This is a genomic window from Paraburkholderia sp. ZP32-5 (assembly GCF_021390495.1).
Taxonomy (GTDB): Bacteria; Pseudomonadota; Gammaproteobacteria; order Burkholderiales; family Burkholderiaceae; genus Paraburkholderia.
Genome location: NZ_JAJEJP010000002.1, coordinates 1,533,713 through 1,557,084 on the forward strand (window position 1 = coordinate 1,533,713; position 23,372 = coordinate 1,557,084).

Annotated in this window: 24 protein-coding genes; 13 read left to right on the forward strand and 11 right to left on the reverse strand. The window is 63.4% G+C overall.

From position 1 onward, the window contains the following. Positions 1–42 precede the first annotated feature (42 nt). Complete coding sequence (locus tag L0U82_RS25505; protein WP_233835530.1) at positions 43–1,461, reverse strand: trypsin-like peptidase domain-containing protein; 1,419 nt, start codon at positions 1,459–1,461, stop codon at positions 43–45. Between the two features lie 413 nt (positions 1,462–1,874). Here L0U82_RS25505 and L0U82_RS25510 point away from each other — a divergent pair, with 413 nt between their 5' ends. Both L0U82_RS25510 and L0U82_RS25515 read left to right on the forward strand, forming a co-directional pair. After that, positions 1,875–2,918, forward strand: coding sequence for a rod shape-determining protein (locus L0U82_RS25510; protein WP_233835532.1), 1,044 nt, complete (start codon positions 1,875–1,877; stop codon positions 2,916–2,918). An 88-nt stretch (positions 2,919–3,006) separates the two neighbouring features. Further along, positions 3,007–3,525, forward strand: coding sequence for an SLATT domain-containing protein (locus L0U82_RS25515; RefSeq protein ID WP_233835534.1), 519 nt, complete (start codon positions 3,007–3,009; stop codon positions 3,523–3,525). Positions 3,526–3,621: 96 nt separating this feature from the next. Here the strand turns inward: L0U82_RS25515 and L0U82_RS25520 are convergent, their stop codons facing one another. Then, positions 3,622–4,317: a YceH family protein gene (locus L0U82_RS25520; protein WP_233835536.1), complete on the reverse strand. Its 696-nt coding sequence runs from the start codon at positions 4,315–4,317 to the stop codon at positions 3,622–3,624. Positions 4,318–4,519: 202 nt separating this feature from the next. Next, positions 4,520–4,915, reverse strand: coding sequence for a PaaI family thioesterase (locus L0U82_RS25525; RefSeq protein ID WP_233835538.1), 396 nt, complete (start codon positions 4,913–4,915; stop codon positions 4,520–4,522). A 186-nt stretch (positions 4,916–5,101) separates the two neighbouring features. On the opposite strand from L0U82_RS25525, the gene L0U82_RS25530 reads away from it, so the two are divergent. Further along, positions 5,102–5,371 carry a BON domain-containing protein gene (locus L0U82_RS25530; RefSeq protein WP_233835540.1) on the forward strand — a complete coding sequence of 90 codons (270 nt, stop codon included), beginning with the start codon at positions 5,102–5,104 and terminating at the stop codon, positions 5,369–5,371. A 12-nt stretch (positions 5,372–5,383) separates the two neighbouring features. Here L0U82_RS25530 and L0U82_RS25535 read toward each other — a convergent pair whose 3' ends face one another. Genes L0U82_RS25535 through L0U82_RS25545 form a run of 3 tightly spaced genes read right to left on the reverse strand, consistent with a single transcriptional unit; the run spans position 5,384 to position 9,162 of the window. After that, positions 5,384–6,559, reverse strand: coding sequence for an acetate/propionate family kinase (locus L0U82_RS25535; RefSeq protein WP_233835542.1), 1,176 nt, complete (start codon positions 6,557–6,559; stop codon positions 5,384–5,386). A gap of 11 nt (positions 6,560–6,570) precedes the next feature. Beyond that, a complete protein-coding gene (locus L0U82_RS25540; protein WP_233835544.1) occupies positions 6,571–8,964 on the reverse strand; it encodes a phosphoketolase family protein in 2,394 nt (797 codons plus the stop codon). A 24-nt stretch (positions 8,965–8,988) separates the two neighbouring features. Beyond that, entirely contained in the window at positions 8,989–9,162 is a 174-nt protein-coding gene (locus tag L0U82_RS25545; protein ID WP_233835546.1) for a hypothetical protein, read from the reverse strand. 378 nt (positions 9,163–9,540) lie between these two features. Between L0U82_RS25545 and L0U82_RS39770 the strand changes: the two genes are divergently transcribed. Further along, entirely contained in the window at positions 9,541–9,669 is a 129-nt protein-coding gene (locus tag L0U82_RS39770) for a hypothetical protein (protein ID WP_267929685.1), read from the forward strand. 147 nt (positions 9,670–9,816) lie between these two features. Then, positions 9,817–10,347 carry an ankyrin repeat domain-containing protein gene (locus L0U82_RS25550; RefSeq protein WP_233835548.1) on the forward strand — a complete coding sequence of 177 codons (531 nt, stop codon included), beginning with the start codon at positions 9,817–9,819 and terminating at the stop codon, positions 10,345–10,347. A gap of 179 nt (positions 10,348–10,526) precedes the next feature. On the opposite strand, the gene L0U82_RS25555 is transcribed toward L0U82_RS25550, so the two are convergent. The 3 genes from L0U82_RS25555 to L0U82_RS25565 form a co-directional block, all read right to left on the reverse strand. Next, complete coding sequence (locus tag L0U82_RS25555; RefSeq protein WP_233835549.1) at positions 10,527–11,222, reverse strand: HAD family hydrolase; 696 nt, start codon at positions 11,220–11,222, stop codon at positions 10,527–10,529. 236 nt (positions 11,223–11,458) lie between these two features. Then, positions 11,459–12,496, reverse strand: a complete 1,038-nt coding sequence (gene gnd / locus L0U82_RS25560) for a phosphogluconate dehydrogenase (NAD(+)-dependent, decarboxylating) (protein ID WP_233835550.1) — start codon at positions 12,494–12,496, stop codon at positions 11,459–11,461. A gap of 365 nt (positions 12,497–12,861) precedes the next feature. Beyond that, positions 12,862–14,205 carry a sugar efflux transporter gene (locus tag L0U82_RS25565; protein ID WP_233835551.1) on the reverse strand — a complete coding sequence of 448 codons (1,344 nt, stop codon included), beginning with the start codon at positions 14,203–14,205 and terminating at the stop codon, positions 12,862–12,864. 353 nt (positions 14,206–14,558) lie between these two features. Between L0U82_RS25565 and L0U82_RS25570 the strand changes: the two genes are divergently transcribed. The 5 genes from L0U82_RS25570 to L0U82_RS25590 all read left to right on the forward strand — a co-directional run bounded on the left by L0U82_RS25570 (position 14,559) and on the right by L0U82_RS25590 (position 20,214). After that, entirely contained in the window at positions 14,559–15,413 is an 855-nt protein-coding gene (locus L0U82_RS25570; protein WP_233835552.1) for an aromatic ring-hydroxylating oxygenase subunit alpha, read from the forward strand. Between the two features lie 28 nt (positions 15,414–15,441). Next, entirely contained in the window at positions 15,442–17,178 is a 1,737-nt protein-coding gene (locus L0U82_RS25575) for a Rieske 2Fe-2S domain-containing protein (protein WP_233835553.1), read from the forward strand. Between the two features lie 10 nt (positions 17,179–17,188). Beyond that, positions 17,189–17,839: a glutathione S-transferase family protein gene (locus L0U82_RS25580; protein ID WP_233835554.1), complete on the forward strand. Its 651-nt coding sequence runs from the start codon at positions 17,189–17,191 to the stop codon at positions 17,837–17,839. Positions 17,840–17,875: 36 nt separating this feature from the next. Beyond that, complete coding sequence (locus L0U82_RS25585) at positions 17,876–19,228, forward strand: nucleobase:cation symporter-2 family protein (protein WP_442793695.1); 1,353 nt, start codon at positions 17,876–17,878, stop codon at positions 19,226–19,228. A gap of 68 nt (positions 19,229–19,296) precedes the next feature. Further along, positions 19,297–20,214: a LysR family transcriptional regulator gene (locus L0U82_RS25590; protein ID WP_233835557.1), complete on the forward strand. Its 918-nt coding sequence runs from the start codon at positions 19,297–19,299 to the stop codon at positions 20,212–20,214. 26 nt (positions 20,215–20,240) lie between these two features. Here the strand turns inward: L0U82_RS25590 and L0U82_RS25595 are convergent, their stop codons facing one another. After that, positions 20,241–20,537: a DUF2628 domain-containing protein gene (locus L0U82_RS25595; protein WP_233835559.1), complete on the reverse strand. Its 297-nt coding sequence runs from the start codon at positions 20,535–20,537 to the stop codon at positions 20,241–20,243. 244 nt (positions 20,538–20,781) lie between these two features. On the opposite strand from L0U82_RS25595, the gene L0U82_RS25600 reads away from it, so the two are divergent. From L0U82_RS25600 to L0U82_RS25610, 3 genes are all read left to right on the forward strand, one after another. Beyond that, entirely contained in the window at positions 20,782–21,102 is a 321-nt protein-coding gene (locus L0U82_RS25600; protein ID WP_233835560.1) for a thioredoxin family protein, read from the forward strand. Next, on the forward strand, positions 21,102–21,521 hold the full coding sequence (locus L0U82_RS25605; protein WP_233835562.1) for a secondary thiamine-phosphate synthase enzyme YjbQ: 420 nt from the start codon (positions 21,102–21,104) through the stop codon (positions 21,519–21,521). The genes L0U82_RS25600 and L0U82_RS25605 overlap by 1 nt, the downstream gene beginning before the upstream one ends. Before the next feature lie 238 nt (positions 21,522–21,759). Further along, positions 21,760–22,779, forward strand: a complete 1,020-nt coding sequence (locus L0U82_RS25610; protein WP_233835564.1) for a class I fructose-bisphosphate aldolase — start codon at positions 21,760–21,762, stop codon at positions 22,777–22,779. 152 nt (positions 22,780–22,931) lie between these two features. Here L0U82_RS25610 and L0U82_RS25615 read toward each other — a convergent pair whose 3' ends face one another. Further along, positions 22,932–23,219, reverse strand: coding sequence for a hypothetical protein (locus L0U82_RS25615; protein ID WP_233835566.1), 288 nt, complete (start codon positions 23,217–23,219; stop codon positions 22,932–22,934). Positions 23,220–23,372 lie beyond the last annotated feature (153 nt).

Consider the following 23,372-nt stretch of genomic DNA (forward strand, 5'->3'; position numbering starts at 1 on the left):
GCCCCGCTTGCCGCCGGCATTTACACCGGCGAGTTCGACTGATCAACCGAGCGTCACGTCGACCGATGCCCGTTCGCCATCGCGCACCACGGTGACGGACACACTGTCGTCGGCCTGAGCGATCATGCGGCGCAGTTGCTCGACGCCGTGAATCACCTTGCCGTCGACTGCCACGATGATGTCGCCGGGCTGGATACCTGCTTCGGCGGCCGGACCGGTGGCCTGCTGCACGACCACGCCGCCCGGCAGCGATGCTTCCTGCTGCTCGTCCTGGGTCAGCGGACGCACCGCGACGCCGAGACGCGGACGGTTCTGCTGCTGCGGTTGTTCCTGCTGTTGCTCGCGCGGCGAGATCGATGCGACATCGGACGATTGCTGCGCGCCGACCGTGATCGACAGCTTGCGTTCGCCGCCATCGCGCCACACGCTGATCGTCGCTTCGCTGCCCGGCGCCAGTTGCGCGACCTGCCCGACCAGTTCCGTGGCGCTGTTGATGTGCTTGCCGTTCACGCCGACGATCACGTCGCCCTGACGCAAACCGGCTGCTTTTGCGGGGCCGTTCGGATCGACCGAACCGACCAGCGCGCCGTTTGCGGAGTCGAGGCCGAGTGCCTTCGCCTTGTCGGCGCTGACCGGTTGCACGCCCACGCCGATACGGCCGCGAGTCACATGGCCGGTGCGCACCAGTTGGTCTTTTACATGCATGGCTGCGTCGATAGGAATCGCGAACGACAGGCCCTGGAAGCCGCCGGTGCGCGAATAGATCATCGAGTTGATGCCGATCACTTCGCCGTTCAGATTGAACAGCGGGCCGCCGGAATTGCCGGGATTCACCGGCACGTCCGTCTGGATGAACGGGATCGGGCTATCGTCGGAAAACGAGCGCGATTTCGCGCTGATGATGCCCGACGTCACCGTGCTGTCGAAGCCGTACGGCGAGCCGATTGCCACGACCCATTCACCCACTTTGCTGCTGTCGGGATTGCCGATCTTCACGGTCGGCAGATTCGACGCGTCAATCTTTACCACCGCGACGTCGGTGGTCTTGTCCTTGCCGATCACGCGCGCGTGGAATTCGCGGCCGTCGGTGAGCTTGACGCTCACGCTGCTCGCGCCATCGACGACGTGATTGTTGGTCAGAATGTACCCGTCCTGACTGATGATGAAGCCCGAGCCGAGCGCTTCGCCGCCGCTCTTGCGCTGACCGTTTTCATCGACCGACGCGGCTTCTTTCACGCCGATATGCACGACCGCCGGACCATAGCGCGACACGATGCCGGAGAAGTCCGGCGCCGACGAACGCGTGCCGGTGATATCGGCTGTCGCGTGCAGCGCGGATACGGAACCTTGTGATTCGCTCACGGACGCATCGGCGGTGCGGTGGCTGAGCGCGTAAGCGCCGCCGATTGCGATGACAACGCAGGCGGCAGCGCTGCCGCGCCAATATTTTTTGATGGTCATAGTCAGGACTCGTTGCGCAGGTTACGTGATGGATGCGTAATGTAGAGGCCGCCACTTAAAGCACGCTTAAAGAAGGTGTGCGATCAGAAAGTTCATACGAGCCCCTGTTTATAGGGGTTTTCCGCATTGCGCGCGTTGTTCGGGATGTTTGCGCGCGCATCTTTCGCGCCGCTCGATGGTGAACACACCAAGTGCGTCGAGCGTGTATCCGGTGACAGAATGGCAGAGCGAGAGCCATCCAGAAACAACACGGAAGCCACCCCGCGAGCATTCAATCCTCCGTGCCAGGCCGAAACTGCTATTCTTCTTTTCGCGCGGTCGACAAGGCCTCCGCCCCGCCGCGAGCAAGCGGCAGACCCCGACAGCATCGCGCGGCGCTCGCGCGCCCGACTTCCCCCACAACAGGAATACGCATGTTCGGTTTTCTGCGCGGCTACTTCTCCAACGACCTCGCGATCGACCTCGGCACGTCGAATACGCTGATCTACATGCGCGGCAAGGGCATCGTGCTCGACGAGCCGTCAGTGGTGTCGATTCGCCAGGAAGGCGGCCCGAACGGCAAACGGGTCATCCTCGCGGTCGGCCACGAGGCGAAGCAGATGCTCGGCAAGGTGCCGGGCAATATCGACGCGATCCGCCCGATGAAAGACGGCGTGATCGCCGATTTCAACATCACCCAGCAGATGATCAAGCGCTTTATCCAGATGGCGCACGAGTCGCGGCTGTTCGCGCCGTCGCCGCGCATCATCATCTGCGTGCCGTGCGGCTCGACTCAGGTCGAGCGCCGCGCGATCAAGGAAGCCGCGCATAGCGCGGGCGCGTCGCAGGTCTATCTGATCGAGGAACCGATGGCCGCCGCTACCGGCGCCGGCTTGCCGGTCTCGGACCCGACCGGCTCGATGGTCGTCGATATCGGCGGCGGCACCACCGAGGTCGGCGTGATCTCGCTCGGCGGCATCGTGTACAAAGGTTCGGTGCGCGTCGGCGGCGACAAGTTCGACGATGCGATCGTCAACTACATCCGCCGCAACTACGGGATGCTGATCGGCGAGCAGACAGCCGAGGCGATCAAGAAGGAAATCGGCTCCGCATTTCCGGGCTCCGAAGTCAAGGAGATGGAAGTCAAAGGCCGCAACATGTCCGAGGGCATTCCGCGCAGCTTTACGGTGTCGAGCAACGAGATTCTCGAAGCGCTGACCGATCCGCTGAATCAGATCGTGTCGGCGGTGAAGATCGCACTCGAACAGACGCCGCCGGAACTCGGCGCCGATATCGCCGAGCGCGGCATCATGCTCGCCGGCGGCGGTGCGCTGCTACGCGATCTGGACCGCCTGCTCGCCGAGGAAACCGGCCTGCCGGTGTTCGTCGCCGAGGCGCCGCTGACTTGCGTCGTGCGCGGCTCGGGCATGGCGCTCGAACGCATCGAGAAATTCGGCAGCTCGTTTTCCTACGACTAATTCGCGCCGGCCGCATCCGGCTGCACCGAGCGCACCCTGACCCCTGACGAAACCAACGGACCCAACGCGGACAGCCCGCGCAAGCGCCATGACGACCCAGCCTGCCTACGAGCCCCCAGTCGACGAAAACGAACTGCTGCTGAAATGGATTCGCCGCGCGCGCGAATCGCAGATGAGCCATTACGACATGGCGGATCTGCTGTCGGCGCGCGAGCGTCAGATGGGCTGGCTCACGACCGTGTTGACCGCATTCGTCGGCACCGCGGTGTTCGCGTCGCTGAGCATGCCGCCGGTATCGATCGAGATGCACATTTTTGTCGGGCTCGTCAGCGTGGCGGCCACGGTTTCGGCCGCGTTGCACGTGTTTCTGCGCTATGCCGAGCGCGCCGAGAAACATCGCGCAGCGGGCGCGCGTTATGGCGCGGTGCGGCGCCACCTCGAAGCGGTGTTTGCCGGCGATCCGGATGCTCGCGAAGGACACTACCTGAGCACGCTGCGCACCGAACTCGACCGGCTCGGCGAGGATTCGCCGAACGTGCCGCCGCGCGTGTTCTATCGCACGCAGCGGGCGTTGTTCGCGGACACGCCGCGCCGGCGGGATGCGTGAAAACGCTGAATGCGGCGGGTGAAATGCCGCTCTTTGCCTGATCAGCCGGGTGGCGCGGCCCCGCCGCCACTCACACGGCTCACCGCGTTGCCCGCATCACAGATCGTCCGCGCTGATACCCAACTCCGCCGCCATACGCCGCACCACCGTCTGCAAGCGGCTCACCTCGTCTGAGAGCCGCTTCTGCTCTGCCTTCAGCGCTTCGAAGGCGGACAGCGGCACGCTGTCGTCGGTGTCGGCCGCCGGTTGCGCGGACTCGCTGACGCTCACCTCGCCGCACAGCAGATGCATCCAGCGATGCTCGCGCTCGCCCGGCATGCGCGGCAATCTGACGACGCGCGGCGGCTCGTTGGCGGCCAGTTCGTCGAGAAATGCCTCGACCGACGAGATGTCGGCAAAGCCATGCAAACGCGCGCTGTTCAGCCGCAATTCGGCGGCGGTTTGCGGGCCGCGCAGCAACAGCGTGGTCAGCAGCGCGACCGACTGCCCCGGCAGCCCGAGCACGCGGTTCATGTTGTGCTCGAAACGCGGCACGCGGCTGCTGCTGCCTTCCAGCACGAGGCTCAGGCGCTTCAGTCCGTCGACGGCGGTCAGCACCTCGGCCTCGGTCGCGTTGATGACCGGCGCGCGGCCGGTCTTCTGATTGCAGCCAAGCGTCAGCGCGTTCAGCGACAACGGATAACTGTCGGGCACGGTGTGCTGTTTTTCAACGAGCACGCTGAGCACGCGTCCTTCAAGCAACGTCAGTTCGCGGATCGAGGGGCGGGAGGAAGCGTCGGCAATGGTGTTCATGGACGATGAATGCGAGAGGTCTCGTGGATCATGCGCGCGCCGTTTGCGGTCGGACGATCGGACGGCGCGTCGTTCTGTTGTTGGATGGCCACTATGATAAACGGCCCGGCTTGCTACGACGCAACGCGACGCGTCAAATCATGCGTGCTTCGATGCACTACCCGCGCGCCGCTTCTTCACACTCGCACGCGCACTATCCGCGTCATGCGCTCTTCACATACTTGAACGTGCCCTGCGCGCTTGCGATCAACAGTTTGCCGTCCACCCATGCTTCGGCCCGGGAAAAGAAAATCGAGCGGCCCGAGCGTTCGAGAAAGCCCTTCGCGGTCACCGAGCCGCCGAGCCCCTTGTCGAGATAGTTGGTGGTCAACGACAACGTAAAGCCGTGTCGCGCCGGCTGTCCGGCGGGCGCATAGAGGCCCGCGTAGCCGGCGGCCGCGTCGAGCAATGTCGCGATCGCGCCGCCTTGCAGCACGCCCTGGCGATTGAGCTTGCTCGCGTCGATCAGCATCAGCAGTTCCGCGTAGCCGTCGCGCCATTGCGTCAGACGCACGCCGAGCGATTCGAGAAACGGGTTGTCGATGGGAAGGTCGGACATGATTCGGGCTCTCGCTGTTCTGGATGACACGTGAGCATACCCGTGATCACCACGCGGCAGCGGCCAAGCTCGTTTGAATCGTGCTTTTCGCGCACGGTCGTGCGCCTGTGACGCGCTGCACAGCCGTGCGCAAAATTCGCGGCATCTGCTAGTGTTGTCTGCATCGGCATCTGTCACGGAGGATTCATGCGCTCGAAACGCCGGAGGCCACAACACCACGCCGCGCGCCCGGCCGCGCGTTTGAGCGACGCGCAACTCGCCGCCGAAGCCACCCGCCGTCTCGCGTGGGATGCGGCCGTGCCGCCGCACGCCGTCAGCGTGAAAGTCGCGCGCGGCCGTATCACGTTGTCGGGCGAGTTGCAGCGCGAGCAGCAGCGCATCGCGATGCTCGAAGACGTGACCCGGCTGTTCGGCGTGACCGGCGTCTCCGACCACACCGTCATCGGCACGGCCTGACACCGGTTCGCGTCAGCTCACGACGCTTTGCATCAACGCCCGGCAATGCCGCGCGATCTGCTTTTCCTCCTCGGTATGCAGCACCCTCACCTTGCGCGCCGGAAGCCCGAGAAACTCGAGCCCGTCGCATACGAGCCGCCTTATCTGCTCGCTGTTCTCGCCAATGCCGCCGGTTAGCACCAGCAGATCGATCCCACCGAGCAACGCCGCATAGCCGCCGATCGTCTTGCGCACCGCGCTCGCGAATGCATCGAGCGCGAGCGATGCCTGCGCGTCGCCGGCCGCCGCGCGTTTTTCGAGCGCCTGCATGTCGCTTTCGCCATCGGCATAACCAGCAAGACCGCTGTGGCGATTGAGCAGCGTTTCGAGCGCATCGGCATCGAGCCGTTCCGCGCGCATCAGATACAGCAGCACGCCGGGATCGAGGTCGCCAGAGCGTGTGCCCATCGGAATGCCGCCGGTCGGCGTCAATCCCATCGACGTATCGACCGACCGGCCGTCGCGCAGCGCGCACACGCTCGAACCGTTGCCGAGATGCGCAAACACCGCGCGCGGCGGCAACGCGGCGCCCAGTTGCCTGACCAGCGATTCGTACGACAGCCCATGAAAACCGTAGCGAATCACACCGGTTTGCGCGTACCGATGCGGCAATGCGAACTGCGCGGCGCGCGGCGGCAGCGTCGCGTGAAACGCGGTGTCGAAGCACGCGAAGTGCGGCGCGTCGCCGAAGATCTGCACGGCTTCGTCGATCAGCGCGAGCGCGGGCGGGATATGCAGCGGCGCGAAGTGCAGCGCGTCGTGCAACTGGCGCCGCACGTCGTCGGTGATGCGCTGATGCACGCGCAGATGCGGACCGCCATGCACGATTCGATGCCCGATCGCCGCCGGCCGCGCGTGATGCTGTTGCGCCAACACCTGCGAGAGTTTTTGCAGCGCATCGGTCTGCGATTCGAGCGCGTGCGTCCGCTGCAACAGCACGCGGCCATCGGGCGCGCGAATACGCAGGCTGCCGTCGTCGCGGCCGATGCCCTCCGCCGCGCCGGAGAGCAGCAGTGCTTCATCGTCGCCTGAGCTGTCGCTTGCGCTGTCGTTCCCGTCGCCACCCTTCGGCGCAAACAGCCCGAACTTCAGCGACGACGAGCCGCTGTTCAACACCAGAATCGTCTCTTCGTGAGCGTCGTTATGCATGGCGTCCTCGCTCAGCCTTTCCACGTCCAGTTGCGGATTTCCTCCTTGTCGATCCCTTCGGCGTGCGCATACGCGAGGTGCTCGATGATCTGCCCGCGCAGCCATTCCTTCGTATGATCGCCGACGCCGCGCAGCGACGGCACGCGGTCGATCACGTCGATGGCGAGCGTAAAGCGGTCGACGCCGTTGACGATCGCGAGTTCGAGCGGCGTGTTGATATTGCCCTTCTCGCGATAGCCATGCACATGGATGTTCTCGTGATTCTTGCGGTTGTACGTGAGCTTGTGCACGAGCGCTCCATACGCGTGGAAGTTGAAGATCACCGGCTTGCTGGTCGTAAACAGCGAATCGAAATCGCGATCGGACAAGCCATGCGGATGCGCGCGCTCGGGCATCAGCCGGAACAGATCGACCACGTTGACGAAGCGGATCTTCAGGTTCGCGCAGCGCTCCTTCAGGATCTGCACCGCGGCGAGCGCCTCCATCGTCGCGATATCGCCGGCGCACGCAATCACGACGTCCGGCTCGACGCCCTGGTCAGTCGACGCCCAGTCCCAGATGCCGATGCCCTTCGTGCAATGGATGACGGCCGCGTCCATGTCGAGATAGTCCAGGTGCGGCTGCTTGTCGGACACGATCACGTTCACGTAGTCGCGCGAGCGCAGGCAGTGATCGGCGACGCTCAGCAGGCAGTTGCCGTCGGGCGGCAGATAGATGCGCACGACGTCGGGGCTCTTGTTCGTGACCACATCGAGAAAACCGGGGTCCTGATGCGTGAAACCGTTGTGATCCTGGCGCCACACCAGCGACGAAATCAGCAGATTCAGCGACGGCACCGGTTGCCGCCAGCCGAGTTCGCGCTTGGATTTTTCGAGCCATTTCGCGTGCTGGTTGAACATCGAGTCGATCACGTGGACGAACGCTTCGTAGGTCGCGAACAGACCGTGCCGGCCGGTCAGCACATAGCCTTCGAGCCAGCCTTCGAGCGTGTGTTCGCTGAGGATCTCCATCACCCGGCCGTCGGGCGACAGTTCGCCGCCGTCGGCGTCATCCGGTTCGATTTCAGCGAGCCAGGTTTTCGGCGACGCTTCATAGACCGCCTGCAGCTTGTTGCTCGCGGTTTCATCGGGGCCGAACAGGCGGAAGTTCGTCATATTCCGGCGCATCACGTCGCGCAGGAAGGTGCCGAGCACCCCGGTCGGCGACGTGTACGACACCGCCGGCTTCTTCACCGCGACCGCATAGTCGCGAAACGGCGGCATATCGAGCGCCTTGCACAGCAGCCCGCCGTTCGCGTGCGGATTCGCGCTGATGCGGCGCGCGCCTTCGGGTGCGAGCGCGCGTAGTTCGCCGACGAGCCGGCCGTTCGCGTCGAACAGCGTCTCGGGCCCATAACCGCGCAGCCAGTCTTCGACGATCTTCAGGCTCTTGCGATTGGTCGCCGGGTCGAGCACCGGTACCTGATGCGCGCGCCACGAGCCTTCCACTTTGTGACCGTCGACCTCCTTCGGCCCGGTCCAGCCTTTCGGCGAGCGCAGCACGATCATCGGCCAGCGCGGCCGCGTGGTGTCCTTGTTCTTGCGCGCATGCTGCTGGATCGCGCGGATTTCGCCGATGCACTGATCGAGCGTCGCGGCCATCTGCTGATGCATCGTGTTGGGATCGTCGCCCTCGACGAAGTACGGCTTGTGGCCGTAGCCGACCATCAGCGCTTCGAGCTCCTCACGCGGAATGCGCGCGAGCAGCGTCGGATTGGCGATCTTGTAGCCGTTCAGATGCAGCACTGGCAGCACCGCGCCGTCGCGGATCGGATTGAGGAATTTGTTCGAATGCCATGAGGTGGCGAGCGGCCCGGTTTCAGCTTCGCCGTCGCCGATCATCACCGTCACGATCAGGTCGGGATTGTCGAACGCGGCGCCGTAGCCGTGCGACAGGCTGTAGCCGAGTTCCCCGCCTTCGTGAATCGATCCTGGCGTCTCCGGCGTGCAATGCGAACCGATGCCACCCGGGAACGAGAATTGCCGGAAGAAGCGCTGCATGCCGGCTTCGTCCTCGCTGCGGTCGGGATAGACCTCCGAGTAGTGACCTTCCAGATAGCAGTGCGCGAGGCTTGCCGGCGCACCATGCCCCGGTCCGGACAGATAGATCATGTCGAGATCGAGCTTGCGAATCAGCCGGTTCAGATGCACGAGCATGAAGCTCTGCCCGGCGTCCGATCCCCAATGGCCGAGCAGCCGGTTCTTGATGTGCTCGGGCTTCAGCGGTTCGCGCAGCAGCGGGTTGTCGCGCAGATAGATCATGCCGACGGACAGGTAGTTACACGCGCGCCAGTAGCGGTCCATGTTGCGCAGCGTGTCGGGGTCGAGAATTTGCGGCGGGGTGGGATGCGAGGTTGATTCGGCCATGGCTTCACTCCTCGGAAAAAACGGTCAGACAGGTTGGCGGATGCGGCGGATGTCGGGGCGGCGGATGCCGCGGGTGTTGCAGATATTGCGATCGATGACCGGCGGGCGGCCGGCGCGGAATCGGGCGCGAACTCGCGCGAATCGGTGCTGCGGTAAAGCGGCTGCGAGGATGCGGGTGCTGCGGTGGATCGTCGTCATACGCGGGACATGCATGCGGTGACGATGCACGATTACCGCGCGACTACAACGGCTCGCGATGCGGCGCGAGTCGATTCGTGCTGCGGCGCCTGCGTCCGTCAGCGGTTGTGACAGGCCCGGCGTCGCATGGTTCGGTGCAATCGCAGCAATCGATGCAACCGATGCAATCGCGATGTAATCGATATGAAACTGCGGCCCAAACCGGTCGACGCGAAACCGCGTCGCCTACCGCGAATGTATTAAGCTGCTCAAAACTGGATGTGCGTCAGCGAGTCGGCGCCGCTCTTTGCATCGCGACTCATGATGCCTTGCCGCTGGCTCGGCGCCGCATCCGGTGTTCCCTTTTTCGTGTTTCCTTGCCTCAGGTCAACGGCCGCCATGTCGACATCTTCCAGCCCGCTCAAAGTACTCGTGATTGTGATTCTTGCGGCCGTGTTGCCGTGCGCGGCGATTGCCGTGCTGATCGGCGTGTTCGGGTTGCTGGTTAAGCTGTTCGGTCATGGATGACGGGCCGGCGCGTATCGGAATACATCGGCGCATGGCGGTCGCGTCGCGCGCTGGCTGCGCAAAATATCGGTATGCTGGATGAAAGCTGCGGCACGCTTGCCGTGCGCGCGTCGTCCACGTTCCCCTATCCATTGCAAGGAGCTTCCATTGACCGATCACGCCGATAACGCGACACCGTCGCAACCCGATCCCGAACTGCAGGCGCTCGCGCAGGAAGTCTTCGATCTCGCGCGGCGCGGCGACGCGACGATGCTCGCGGCGGTGATCGAAAAAGGCGTGCCGCCGAATCTGCGCAACGAGCGCGGCGACAGCCTCGTGATGCTCGCGAGCTACCACGGTCACGCCGACGCGGTGCGCACGCTGCTCGAACAGGGCGCCGATCCGAACCTGCGCAACGACGCCGGGCAAACGCCGCTCGCGGGCGCCGCATTCAAGGGCTTCGACAACGTGATCGAGACGCTGCTCGCGCACGGCGCGGACGTCGAAGGCGCATCGCCCGATGGCCGCACCGCGTTGATGATCGCGGCGATGTTCAACCGCACCGCGATCGTCGATCTGCTGATCGCGCACGGTGCCGATCCGCACGCGCGCGATGCGAACGGCGTCAGCGCGGCCGACGCCGCCGCGCGCATGGGCGCTGGGGATACGCTGGCGCGGCTGAAAACGCTGGGAAACTGACACCGACGCGCGAGCCGCGCGCCGGTCCGGTGGACTGCCGGATCACTGGGCTGCCGGGCTGGCGGTGGCAGGCCTACGGCACGCTGGGCTTACGGCACGCTGGGCTGCCAGGCTGCGCAGCCGTCAAGCCTACGGCAATCCAGCGGCGGTTCAGCCCAACATCCATCCAACACCCGCCACTACCCCTTCGCGCTGCGCAGCAGCGTATCGATGTCAATATCAGCCAGCTCGCCGATCCGCTCGACCGTCACGTCGGCGGGCGGATTGCTGGCGATCTCCTTGGGATCGAACGCATAGTGGCCCTGGCGCGGAAACACGGTCGTCAACTTCGCGCCCCACACTTTTTTCATCGCGGTCAGAATCCGCAGCTTGTCGTCGACCATCACGTAATGGCGCGCCGGATAGCAGTCCATCACCTGATCGAGCATCAGTTCCTTGTGGATGTAGATCAGCACGCGCCCGTCGACCTCATCCCATAGCCCGGAGCGCGAGATCTTGCGCGGCTGGAACACGACGTCGCCATCGGACAGGATCACCGTCGGTCCGCGCGTTCCAAGGTGCCGCAGCGCATCGAGCGCGCCCGGATAGGCCCGGTTGGCAAACGGGTACTCGATCAGGAACGACGACATCAGCAGCAGCCCCGTGTCGCGCGGATGCTCGGTCCGGTAGCGTTGCAGCGCGCCGAGATAGTCGGCATAGCCGAGTTCGGTGCGCAGGTTCTCGAAAATCTCCCAGTAGCGCGCGCTGTTCTGCTCGCCGAACGCGTGCTCCATGTGCTTGCGCAGATCCTGCAACACGTGATCGTTATCGAGCAGCGTGTTGTCGCAATCGAATAGAAACACGACGTCGTGTGGCGTGGCGGGGGTGGCTGGCATCGTGGCTCCTTATGGCTTGTGGTGGCGGCGCGCGACGGCTTGCCACCACGTGTGGCTCGGTTCGAGTGGGAAGTTTGCCCGATTGACGTGACTTTTAGTGGTGTCCGGCTTTCAGTTCTATCCGCGCGTGGAGAGCCCGCGCAACGCAACGCCGCCATCGTCATATCGTGCCGGCGCGCCCGGCGTATGTCGTCCGCGCTGCGACCGCCGCGCCCGCCTGTCGCAGCGCCTGGCGCCTAGCCCTTCTGCCCACCGTCCGGCGTGGCCGGCTTCTCGGCGTGGCCACCGAAGTCGTACCGCATCGCCGACAGCACGCGGTTCGCGAAATCGGCGTCTCCGCGCGAACTGAAGCGCGCGAACAGCGCCGCGCTCAGCACCGGCGTCGGCACGCCTTCGTCGATCGCCGCGGCGACGGTCCAGCGTCCCTCACCCGAATCCGATACGCGACCCGTGTAGTTCGCCAGTTGCTCATCGCGCGCAAGCGAACCGGCGATCAGATCGAGCAGCCACGAGCCGATCACGCTGCCGCGGCGCCAGACTTCGGCGACATCGGCGAGATTCAGATCGTATTGGTAAAGCTCGGGACGGCGCAGCGGCGAGGTCTCCGCATCGACTTCGCGCGCATGCCGGCCGGCGTCCGCGTGGCGCAGCACGTTCAGCCCCTCGGCGTAGGCCGCCATCAGGCCGTATTCGATGCCGTTGTGGACCATCTTCACGAAATGCCCGGCGCCTTGCGGACCGCAATGCAGGAAGCCCTGCTCGGCGGTGCTTGCGCCGGCGGCGCGGCCGGGCGTCGGCACTGCCGTGCCCGCGCCCGGCGCGAGCGTCGCGAAAACCGGTTCGAGGTGTTTCACGACCTCGGGCTCGCCGCCGATCATCAGGCAGTAGCCGCGCTCGCGGCCCGCGACGCCGCCGCTCGTGCCGACGTCCACATAGTGAAGCTGGCGCGCGCCGAGCTGCTGGCCGCGGCGGATGTCGTCGTGATAGTAGGAATTGCCGCCGTCGATCACGATATCGCCCGGTTCCAGCAGCGGCACGAGTTTGTCGAGCGTCGCGTCGACCACCGCCGCGGGCACCATCAGCCACACGGCGCGCGGTTTCGTGAGTTGCGCGACGAAGTCCTCGAGCGACGCGGCACCCGCCACGCCCTCCTGCTTGAGCCGGTCGACGGCCGCCGGCTGGACGTCATAGACGACGCATTGCTGACCGCCCTTCGTCAGGCGCCGCACCATGTCGGCGCCCATCCGTCCCAATCCAATCATGCCTAGCTGCATAGCTCGCTCCGGAAGATGCTGCGTTGCGCTGCCCGATGCTCGGGTCGTGATGTGGCGGCCGTGGTGGCGAATGCCTGCCCGCTACTGCGTGGCTGCCTTTAAGCATAGGCGCTGTGAAGCGGGGTTCGAGGCACGCGCCGAAAAACACCGCACTCTTTTGCAGAGGCGCGGCGGGCCGTGAAGTTCCGCGCGAGCACGCAGGTTGGGTCGATCGCGCGAGGTTATGTCGGCGCGGAGCGGTTTGTGCTACCTATCGTGCCAGGTGATGGTGCTGCACTGCGGGTGTTGCACCGCGATGTTGACCTCGGTCATGCGCCGCGCGCGCATCCGATGCGCCGGCCTCGTTGCGTTGACCGGGATTCACGTCATTCGCTCCGCTCGGGCATGCGCGCGCCGCGCCTCGCCTGCAGCTTCGCGTATTGCGCAGCCGTGAAACGTTTGAGCGCGGCCCACATCAGCGGATAGCGATACCCCGGCACCGCGAACAGCACCAGCGCGCACAGCGCCAGCAGGCCGCAGAACAGAAACGTGCCGCGAAAGCTGAATGCTTGCACGAGCAGCCCCGACAGCACGCCCGACAGAATCGAGCCGACCCGCGCCGCGTTGAAGAACAGCGCGGTCGCGCGTCCGGGCGAATGCGGCATCAGATCCTGCACATAGGTCATGCCGAGACACGAAGTCACCGCGACCACAAATGCATTGAGCATCTGCATCGGGATCAGCACGCCGACATTGCCCGCCATCGACATCGCGACGAAATACACCGCATGCACCGCCGCGCACGCGGCCAGCCAGTTCGGCTTGTGCAGCGACGACGACTTCGCGCCGAGCGCAAGCATCATCGGAATTTCGGTCAGTGCGCCGAGGCCGAGCATCACCGACACGTCCAGATGCGAGCCGTTCAACCCATGCACGATATACAGCGGCAACACGATCATCGTCGCGTTGGCGGCAAGGCCGAGCAGCGTGAGCGCGGCGACCGCGCGCATGATGTCGTTGGCCGACGCGACCGGCAGCGTTTCGTGCGCGTCCTCGCCGGGTTGCCGCAGCGGCGGCACCGTGATCGACGCGGACGGCTCGGAGGCCGTATCTTCGACCGTGTGATCGCCGAGGTGGCCCTGCGGCTCGCGCATGCGCCAAACGATAAAACCGCAGGTCGCGAAACTCGCGGCCGCGAACAGGAACAATCCATAGAAACTGCTGGCCGCGAGCACCAGCGCACCGACCGACGGCCCGAACACCCACGCCGCCGACAGGATCGTACGCAGCGTCGCGCTGGCGAACACGCGCTCGGCGGGATCGGACGCCGGCAGCGCCGCGCGGCTGAACGAGAACACCATCGAGATCGCCGAACCGCCCGCGCCGATAAAGACGATACCGACCACGAGCAGCAGCCGGTAATCACGCACCACGCATAAAGACAGATAACCGAGCGCGGCCGCGACCAGCGCGGCGAGCAGCAACGGCCGATGCCGGCCGCTTGCGTCGCTCCAACGGCCGGCGAGCGTGCTGGCGACCACGCCGCTGGTGGCGATCAACGTCATGAACACACCGAGCCGCAGCGGCGTCATGCCGGCGCGTTCGATGCCGAACAGCGACAGATAGGGAGCGGTGAACGACATCGCCACACCGAGCATCAGGGTGGCGGCGGCCAGCGGCTTGAAGCCAGGGATGTGAAGCAGGCTGAAAAATCGTGAGGTTTTCAACACGGGGCGGGTCGGTCGGGTCGGGGCCTTCACCTGGTGGGAAGACGCTTTGCGGTTCGGTGCTGCCGGTGGGTTGTTATGCGCTGACGCGCGCGCTCGGAACCATCGGGGGATTATCGACTGCCGTTGGGGGATGCGTAAAGCCGCTGTGCGGTGTCCCAGATTTTTGTCGTTGTTCCGGAGATCCGGGCTTGACGGACGTTGAAGAATCGGCCGCGCTGCCCGAACAAAAACGCCAGCACCAATGAAGCTTGTTCATACCTGCTATGCAAGATAGTGGGTTGTTCGCGATTACCTGTCTCTTTATTGTCACATCAGCCGTTACCTGTGCTGCATATGAACAAAAGGAGATCAAATTGGACATTGAGTCCGCAGTCCTCGACGAGTGGTATCCCGTCGCGATCGCAGAGGATGTCAGAACAGGCGTGGCCTACCGCACGCAAGTTCTCGGCATGGACATCACGTACGGTTGCGCCGACGACGGCGTGTTCAGCGCCAGTTTTGCCGACGGACGTGAACATCCCTGCCATACCCGGACCTCGTTCCACACGCATTGGGTTTGTCTCGGCACACCGCGGGAAGGCTTCTTTGCTATTCCCGAGTTCGACGAAGCGGATCGGCGGATCTTAGGTGCCGGCTCGATGAAGGTGCACGTGTCGGGCTTGCGTGCGATCGAAAACTTTCTCGACATGGCTCACTTCCCCTACGTGCACACGGGGCTATTGGGTGAGGAGCCCCATACGAACGTCGCGCCGTACAGCGTGGAGATCGACGCCGAGCATGACGAGATCTACGCGCGCGATTGCCGGTTCTATCAGCCGGTGTCGTCGTCGGTCGCGACCGACGCTATCGATGCCGAGTATGTCTATCGTGTGCTGCGGCCTTTCTCCGCGATCCTCTACAAGACCAGCGCGCCGCAACCCGCGCGGCGCGATGCCATCTGCCTCTTCATCCAGCCGTTGAATGAAGAGTGGTGCATTGCGCACACCGTACTCGCCTATATCGACGAGACAAGCAGCGCGCGGGATCTACGTTTATTCCAGCAGACCATCTTCGGCCAGGACCTGATGATCCTCGCGAACCATGTTCCGCGAACCCTACCGCTCGATCCGTCGTTCGAGGTGCCGACGCGTGCGGACGCGATGTCGATTGCGTACCGCCGATGGCTGCGCAACAAGGGCATCGCCTACGGAACTCACAAGCCGGTCTGACTGCTGCGCTCGCAACGAGGAGAACACAATGATTGCAGTAAAGAACTCGTGGCATCCGGTCGCGCACGCCGTCGACCTGCCGATGCGCCACGTTTTTCACGGAGAACTACACGGGGTCGAGCTTGCGTTATGGCGCGCGGATGACGGCCGCGTCAATGCGTGGGAGAACCGTTGCCCGCACCGAAGCGTCCGCCTCACGCTCGGCGTCAATACCGGCGGCCAGTTACGGTGCCAATATCACGGCTGGCAATATCGAAGCGACGACGGCCGCTGCACGGTTATTCCGGCCTCCTCGCACATGGCGCCGCCGAATAGCCTGTGTGCCCGTCCGTTCGCGACGGCTGAGGCAGATGGCTTCGTGTGGGTCAGCCTGTTCGATGAACATGTTGGCACCGAGGCGATACCGCGAGTGACGAGGCTGCCCGTATCGCTACGCTGCATGCCGATCAATGCGCCTCTCACGGATGTCAAAGCCGGGTTGATGGAATGCACCGAATACGATCGGACCACTACTGCTGCTGGAGATCGCGACGAGCACGACGGTAATGGCATCGCCCTCGCCTTGCGCTCATCTGGCGGCGTAAGCAACGTCCATTTCTGGCTCCAACCCGCGAACGGGAATCGCACCATCGTTCATGGGTCGGCTGAGCCTGGCGGCATGACGGAGATTGAAGTACAGCGTACGCACAACCGCCTGCTCAATCAGCTGCGTGCACGGATAGAAAACCGTATCGCTTCGATATCGGGTTCTTCCCATACCGCGCCTGTTCGACAACCGGCAATTATTCCGGTTATTCCGGTGCGCTCCAGCGCGTCGTTCAACCATGCACTGTTCCAGGCAACCGTCACACGGCGATGGACCGCAGCACAGGATATCGTCGCGTTCAGCCTCGCTCCGCCTGCCGGGCGACCCATTGCTTTCGACGCGGGCGCACACATCGATGTCTGTACACCGAGCGGTCTGACGCGCCAGTACTCGCTCGTCAACACGCCGGACGAACGCGACCAGTTCGTGATCGGCGTCAAGCTCGAGCCCTCGTCACGCGGAGGATCTCAATCGTTGCACGACTCGGTGCGCGTTGGCGATGTGCTGACCGTGTCCGCACCCAAAAACCACTTCAGGCTGATTCAAGGCAAAGGCGGCATTCTCATTGCGGGCGGAATCGGCATCACGCCTATCCTGGCAATGGGTTCAGCGTTGCAGCATGCTCACCTGCGCTACGCGCTTCATTATTTCGCGCGAGGTGACGAGCACATTGCTTTTCGCGATCGCCTGAGCAACTTGTCCTCTGCACATATCCACACCGGCCTGGATGTGGATGGAACGCGTAACGCGGTCGACGTCGCGCTGAGCAAGGCCACGCCAGGCGCCGACATCTATGTATGCGGCCCCCGGCCGCTCATCGATCTGGTCCGCGAGCGCGCGGCCTGTAACGACGCGTTGGGCCTCAAAGTCCACTTCGAACTGTTCGCCAATCAGGTATCGCACAGCACGGATAAAGCCTTCAAGGTCCGCCTGCGGCGCTCCGCGATGGAGTTCACCGTGCCCGCCGGCGTCACGCTCGCCGACGCGTTGAAAGCCCGTGGCATCCCCACATCGACGTCGTGCGAACAGGGTGTGTGCGGCACGTGTCGCACGGCCGTGTGCGATGGCGAGCCTGATCATCGCGATGTCTATCTCTCCGACCAGGAGCGCAACAGCGGCACGTGCCTGATGCCATGCGTATCCCGCAGCCGTTCCGAGCTGCTCGTTCTCGATCTCTAGGAAAGTACGCATGATCACCCTGTACGACTATGAACTGTCCGGCAACTGCTACAAGCTGCGACTTTTGATGAACATGCTGGGCGTCGAATACCGCAAGGTCGGCGTTGAATTCTTCCCAGCTAAAGAACATAGAAGCGACGCTTTCCTTGCACTCAATCCACTCGGGCAGCTTCCCGTCCTCGACGACGACGGCTTTGTGATTCGCGATGCACAGGCCATCTTGAGCTACGTTGCCGCGCGCTACGACGAGAGCGGTCAGTGGTATCCGACAACGGACCCTCGACGGCTCGCCGAGGTCAACATGTGGCTTGCTTTCGCGGATGGCATGACGGGCACCGCATCCGCCGCGCGATTAGCCGACGTTTTCAATTACGACATCGACGTCGCCAGGGCGCGCGCCGGTGCTCATGTGCTGTTCCGCATTCTGGACGAGCATCTGTGGTTTTCGCTGCGGCACGGCGGGGGTTGGATATGTGGTGGCAATCATCCGACTGTTGCCGACATCGCCTGTTTTCCGTATGTCGCGCTGTCCGATGAGGGCGGGATATCGCTGATCGACTATCCGTCGCTTAGACAATGGACTGACCGCGTCAAGCGCCTGCCGGGATTCATCGTGATGGCCGGCGTATTCGAAGCATCCCCGCTGCAGAAAAATTCGTAAATTCAGGAGGAGACATCGATGTACTCGAAACGCTATATCCCAGCCGATTCCCGTGCTGCTGTCGACGAACTACTGCCGGTCGGCCGGCTGACCTTGCTCGGCATGCAACATGTGATGGTGATGTATGCCGGCGCGATCGCCGTCCCGTTGATCATGGGCATGGCATTGAAGCTGCCTAGAGAACAAGTGGCCTATCTGATCAGCGTCGACCTGTTTGTCTCCGGCCTGATTACGCTGGTTCAGTCCATTGGCGTACGCTGGTTCGGGATAAAGCTGCCGATCATGATGGGCGTGTCCTTCACCGGGGTCGGGCCGATGATTGCGATTGCGACCAATCCGAATCTGGGTCTGTTGGGCATCTATGGATCAATGATCTTTTCCGGCATTTTCGGCATTCTGATGGCACCGGTGATGGCGAAGCTGCTGCGCTTTTTCCCACCCGTTGTGATCGGTACCGAAATTCTGGTCGTCGGTCTGTGCCTGATGGGCGTGAGCGCGAACTGGGCCGCCGGCGGATTGGGTAATCCGCATTTCGGAAGTCCGGACCAGATCGGCATGTCCTTTCTCGTGCTCGCGGTGATTCTCGCGATTACCAAATACTTCAGCGGCTTCGTGCGCAACATCGCGGTGCTTCTGGGTATCGTGTTCGGTATGACGATCGCGGCAACGACAGGCACGATAGATTTTTCATCCGTGCGGGGCGCCGCGTGGTTCGGTGTCGTACTGCCTTTTCACTTCGGCGTTCCGAAGTTCGACTTCTGGGCAATCGCCACGATGTCGATCGTGATGCTGGTGACGTTCATCGAAGCGACGGGCATGTTCGTCGCGGTCGGGGAGATGGTCGGCAAGGAGATCGACGAAAAGCAGATGATCAAGGGTTTCCGCGCGGATGGGCTGGGCACGCTGCTGGGCGCCATTTTCAATATCTTCCCCTACACCTCGTATGCGGAAAACGTCGGGCTCGTCAGTATCACCGGTGTGCGGAGCCGCTGGGTGTGTGCGATGGGCGGCGGCATTCTGATGCTGCTCGGTCTGTTTCCGAAGCTGTCCGCGCTGGTTGCATCGGTACCCGCCAGCGTGCTCGGCGGTGCGGGGCTGATCATGTTCGGCATGATTACCGCGTGCGGCGTGAGGATGCTGGCCAATGTCGATTTTGCGCATAACCATTTCAATGCGTACATCGTCGCCATCAGCGTCAGCGTCGGGATGCTGCCCGTCGTCAATCCCGATTTCTTTGCCAGGTTTCCGTCCCAATTGGCGCCGCTATTGCACAGCAGTATCCTGCTCGCTGCCGTGACTGCCGTGATCCTGAATCTGTTCTTCAATATATTGGCCGGCTCGAAAGCGGAGAAGTCCGCGCTACCCGGTCTCGAAGGATTGCAGCAGTAGCTGCCGACACGCCATCCGTGGTTTCCACCCGCCCCGTGCAATGCGCTCGTCGGGGAAAAGGACAGACTTTGCACAATCTCGATTTGAAATCACTGATGGTGTTTTCGACGTTGCTGAAAGAATGCAACGTTACCCGTGCGGCCGAACAGCTGAACATGACGCAGTCAGCGGTGAGCCACACGCTGGCGAGGCTGCGGGAAATTTTCCGGGACCCGCTGTTCGTACCGATGGGCCGAGGTATTACGCCGACACCTCGTGCCCTCGAACTGGCGGAACCCTTGCAACATGCTCTGCGTGCCATGGACGTGCTGGTGCAACCGGCGGCCGCTTTCAACCCGAAAGATTTCGTGGGTACGTTTCACATCGCCACGACCGACTACATCGGTTTCATTCTTTTGCCGCTGCTGGTCAAACGTCTGGAAGAAGTGGCACCCGGTGTCGAGATGAATATCCGGCCCTTGAAGCCTCACGACGACCTGGAGTTGCTGAAGAGCGGCGAACTCGATCTGATTTTGTGGAACGAGGGAACGGCGCCCGATAACTACTACGTGCAGAAGCTGTTTTCGGACCGCCTGAAGTCGATCGTGCGGGTTGGCCACCCTGCGATCAACGGGAGCCTGTCACTCGAACAGTTCCGCGCCGGCCGGCATCTACGAGTTAACAGCAGCTACGGCGCGGTGAAAGAGGCCATCGATCAACACTACGAAGGCGCCAGTGCAAAAATGGCAGTGACGATTCCGCACTTTTTGCTCGCGCACATTCTCGTGTCGCAGACCAATCTGATCGGGATGATCGCCGAGTTGACGGCCCAGCGCATTGTCGGCGAAATACCGCTGCAGGTGCTCGAACCACCGGTCGACATGAAGCCGTTCACCGTGTCTCAGGTATGGCACGCCCGTCGCAATTCGTCGCCTTCCCATCGCTGGGTGCGCGGCGAGATTGTAGCGATCGCCAGCGAAATCCGCAGTACGCAGCAGACACCGTGAAATTGCGGGGGAACAAAGAGAGCCCCCTATTCCACCCGATAACCCCGCCGCTCCAACGTCAACCGATGCCACCGGTTGCCATAAGCGCCGCAGGCCACGCCAAACACGATAGTCAGCACGAACCCAAGCAGATCGGCCGTCTCGCCCCAAAAGCCGATACCGAACAGAATCAGATTGACCCCGAGCATCACGAATGCGGCAAACCACATCCGCTTCGACAAAGCCCAGATAAAACCCAATAAAAGCGCGCCCCAACTAAAGCCGGTCGCAACAGCAACGGCTTCAGCATCGCCGGGATGCCGCAAATAGATAGGTGCTCCCATTTCTCTTACCGAATCCTTTTCAAGCCAGAAACGCGTCGTCCGCGCAAAAAAACTACCCGCAGCATCAAAACCGTTTGTACCACGCCAGCACGACAATTTCCGTCAAGCCGGGCGCACGGCGCCGGCTGCCATGACGACCCGCATCATAGCTGCTACTCTTGCGAAATCCCGCGCGAGAAACGCCGTGAAAGCAAACGCGGCGCGCGAACCGTCACGATTCGTCACGTATAGCTCCGGAGCACGCATGGCTTCCCCCACCGCCTATTCCTCGCAAGCCCCATCGCGCGCCGAAGTCGATGCGCTAGCCGGTGCCACCGTGGTCGAGTTTGGTACCGACTGGTGCGGTTATTGCCAGGGCGCGCAGGCCTCGATTGCCCAGGCGCTCGCGCCGCACGCCGGGCTGCGGCATCTGAAGATCGAGGATGGCCCCGGCCGGCCGCTCGGCCGGTCATTCAAGGTCAAGCTATGGCCGACGCTGGTGCTGATGCGCGACGGCGCCGAAGTCGCGCGCGTGGTGCGGCCGCGCAGCGCCGAAGATATCGAGGATGCGTTCGCTTCGCTTTGATGCGCCAGGCCATCCATCATCTGATTGTTCGGGCCCGCAATCGCGGGCTGGTCGAATTTACCGACGACGTGCGCCGTTTCGTCGCCGCTCAGGGCATCCGTACCGGGCTGCTGACGCTGTTCTGCCGCCATACCTCGGCGTCGCTGCTGATTCAGGAGAATGCCGACCCGTCGGTGCGCCGCGACCTGGAACACTACTTCGCGAGCATCGCGCCCGAAGACGCCGAACGCTACGAGCACGACACCGAGGGCCTCGACGACATGCCCGCGCATCTGCGCACCGCGCTCACGCAGGTGCAGTTGTCGGTGCCGGTCGAAGACGGGCGGATGGTGCTCGGCACCTGGCAGGGGTTGTACCTGTTCGAGCATCGCCGGCACACGCAGCCTCGCGATATCGTGCTGCATCTGCTTGGCGAATGATCGCGCGCGCACGGTCCCATCGTGACGCACGCCCACACAATCATCGAATCGCGGCGCGGCCCTCGCGCCGCGGCAAAGGCAACAACGAAGCGCCCTTTTCCGCCAACACGTCAACACGCCAACGCTTCAACGCACGAACACGTCACGCAAAGTCACGCCAAGGAACCTGTCACCGAGTCTTCACCGCACACCGGATCGAAGGAAGCCAACCACGGAGCAACCGAAGGGAGCACATCTCATGGACACCCGTAGCGAGCTGCAAGCCACCGTCACCGCGATGGTTCAACCCGGCAAGGGTCTTCTCGCCGCCGACGAAAGCGGCCCGACCATCGCCAAACGCTTCAAGACGATCGGCCTCGAATCGAGTGAGGAAAACCGCCGCGCCTATCGCAATCTGTTGCTGTCGACGCCCGGTCTCGGCGAATTCGTCAGCGGCGTGATCCTGTACGAGGAAACGCTCGGCCAGAAAGCGGACGACGGCACGCCGTTCCCGCAACTCGCCGCCGCCAACGGCGTCGTGCCGGGCATCAAGGTCGACCTCGGCAAGGTGCCGCTCGCGCTGTCGCCCGGCGATGAAATCACCGAAGGGCTCGACGGCCTCGCCAAACGCTTCGTCGATTACAAACGCCAGGGCGCGCGTTTCGCGAAATGGCGAGCGGTGTACAACATCACCGCCAGTCTGCCGGGCTGGGCCGCGATCGAAGCGAACGCCGAATCGCTGGCGCGCTACGCGGCGATCAGCCAGGAAGCCGGCATCGTGCCGATCGTCGAACCGGAGGTGCTGATGGACGGCGAGCACACGATCGGGCGCTGCGCGGAAGTGACCGAGGCGGTGCTGCACGAGGTATTTCACGCGCTGCATCGGCATCGCGTGGTACTCGAACATATTCTGCTGAAGCCGAGCATGGTGCTGGCCGGATCGGAACATCAGCAGCAGTCGACCACCGCCGACATCGCCGCAGCAACCGTGCGGGTGCTGAAGCGCACCGTGCCCGCCGCGGTGCCGGGCATCGTATTTCTGTCCGGCGGACAGTCGCCCGAGGAAGCGACCGCGAATCTCGACGCGATGAACCGGCTCGGCGCGCTGCCGTGGAATCTGAGCTTCTCGTACGGCCGTGCGTTGCAGGAGCCGCCGTTGCAGGCCTGGCGCGGTCAGGCAGGTAACGTGAAGGAAGCGCAGCAGGCGCTGTTGAAGCGCGCGCGGCTCAATGGCGCGGCGGCCTTGGGCAAGTATGAAGCGCAGATGGAGAAAGGCTGATCTGACGGCAACCGCGCGCGGCGTGCGATCACGATGATCGACGCGTCGCGCGGGCTGAGTTGCTGCTGCGTTGATTGCGCTTGCCTTGCGGCAGCTTTCGTGTAGCGCGCTTTCCCCACTCGCTTTACCGCGCTTTTATTACCGCGCCTCCGTCACTGCCCCTTCGTATCACTACTCGCATTAGCTCCCGGCATATTCGTCGTATCGGTCGCGGGTTTCGCCGTCTTCGAATGCTTCTTCATATGGTGCTTGCTCGAATGCGCCATCGCGCCCGACGCTCCCATGTTGCCGCCCTCGCGCGTCGAAGCGCTGGTGCCAGTGCCCGTGCTCGGGTCGTTGCCGGCCGGACCGCCGCCTCCTCCGCCACCCGCGCCTTGGGCCATCGCAAGCGACGAAGCCGCGAGCAACGTGGAAACCAACACTGCGTGTCTGATCTTCATCGTGATTCTCCCGTGTGTCGAACCTATCGAATCTGCCAAAATCGTTGAAAGGAAGCGCGCGTGCGGTCGCGGCCGCACGCGCGTACCCCATACTCTTTTCAGCAAGGGCTATGCCGCGGGAGATCGGGGAGTCTGAATCAGGCATGCGACGCA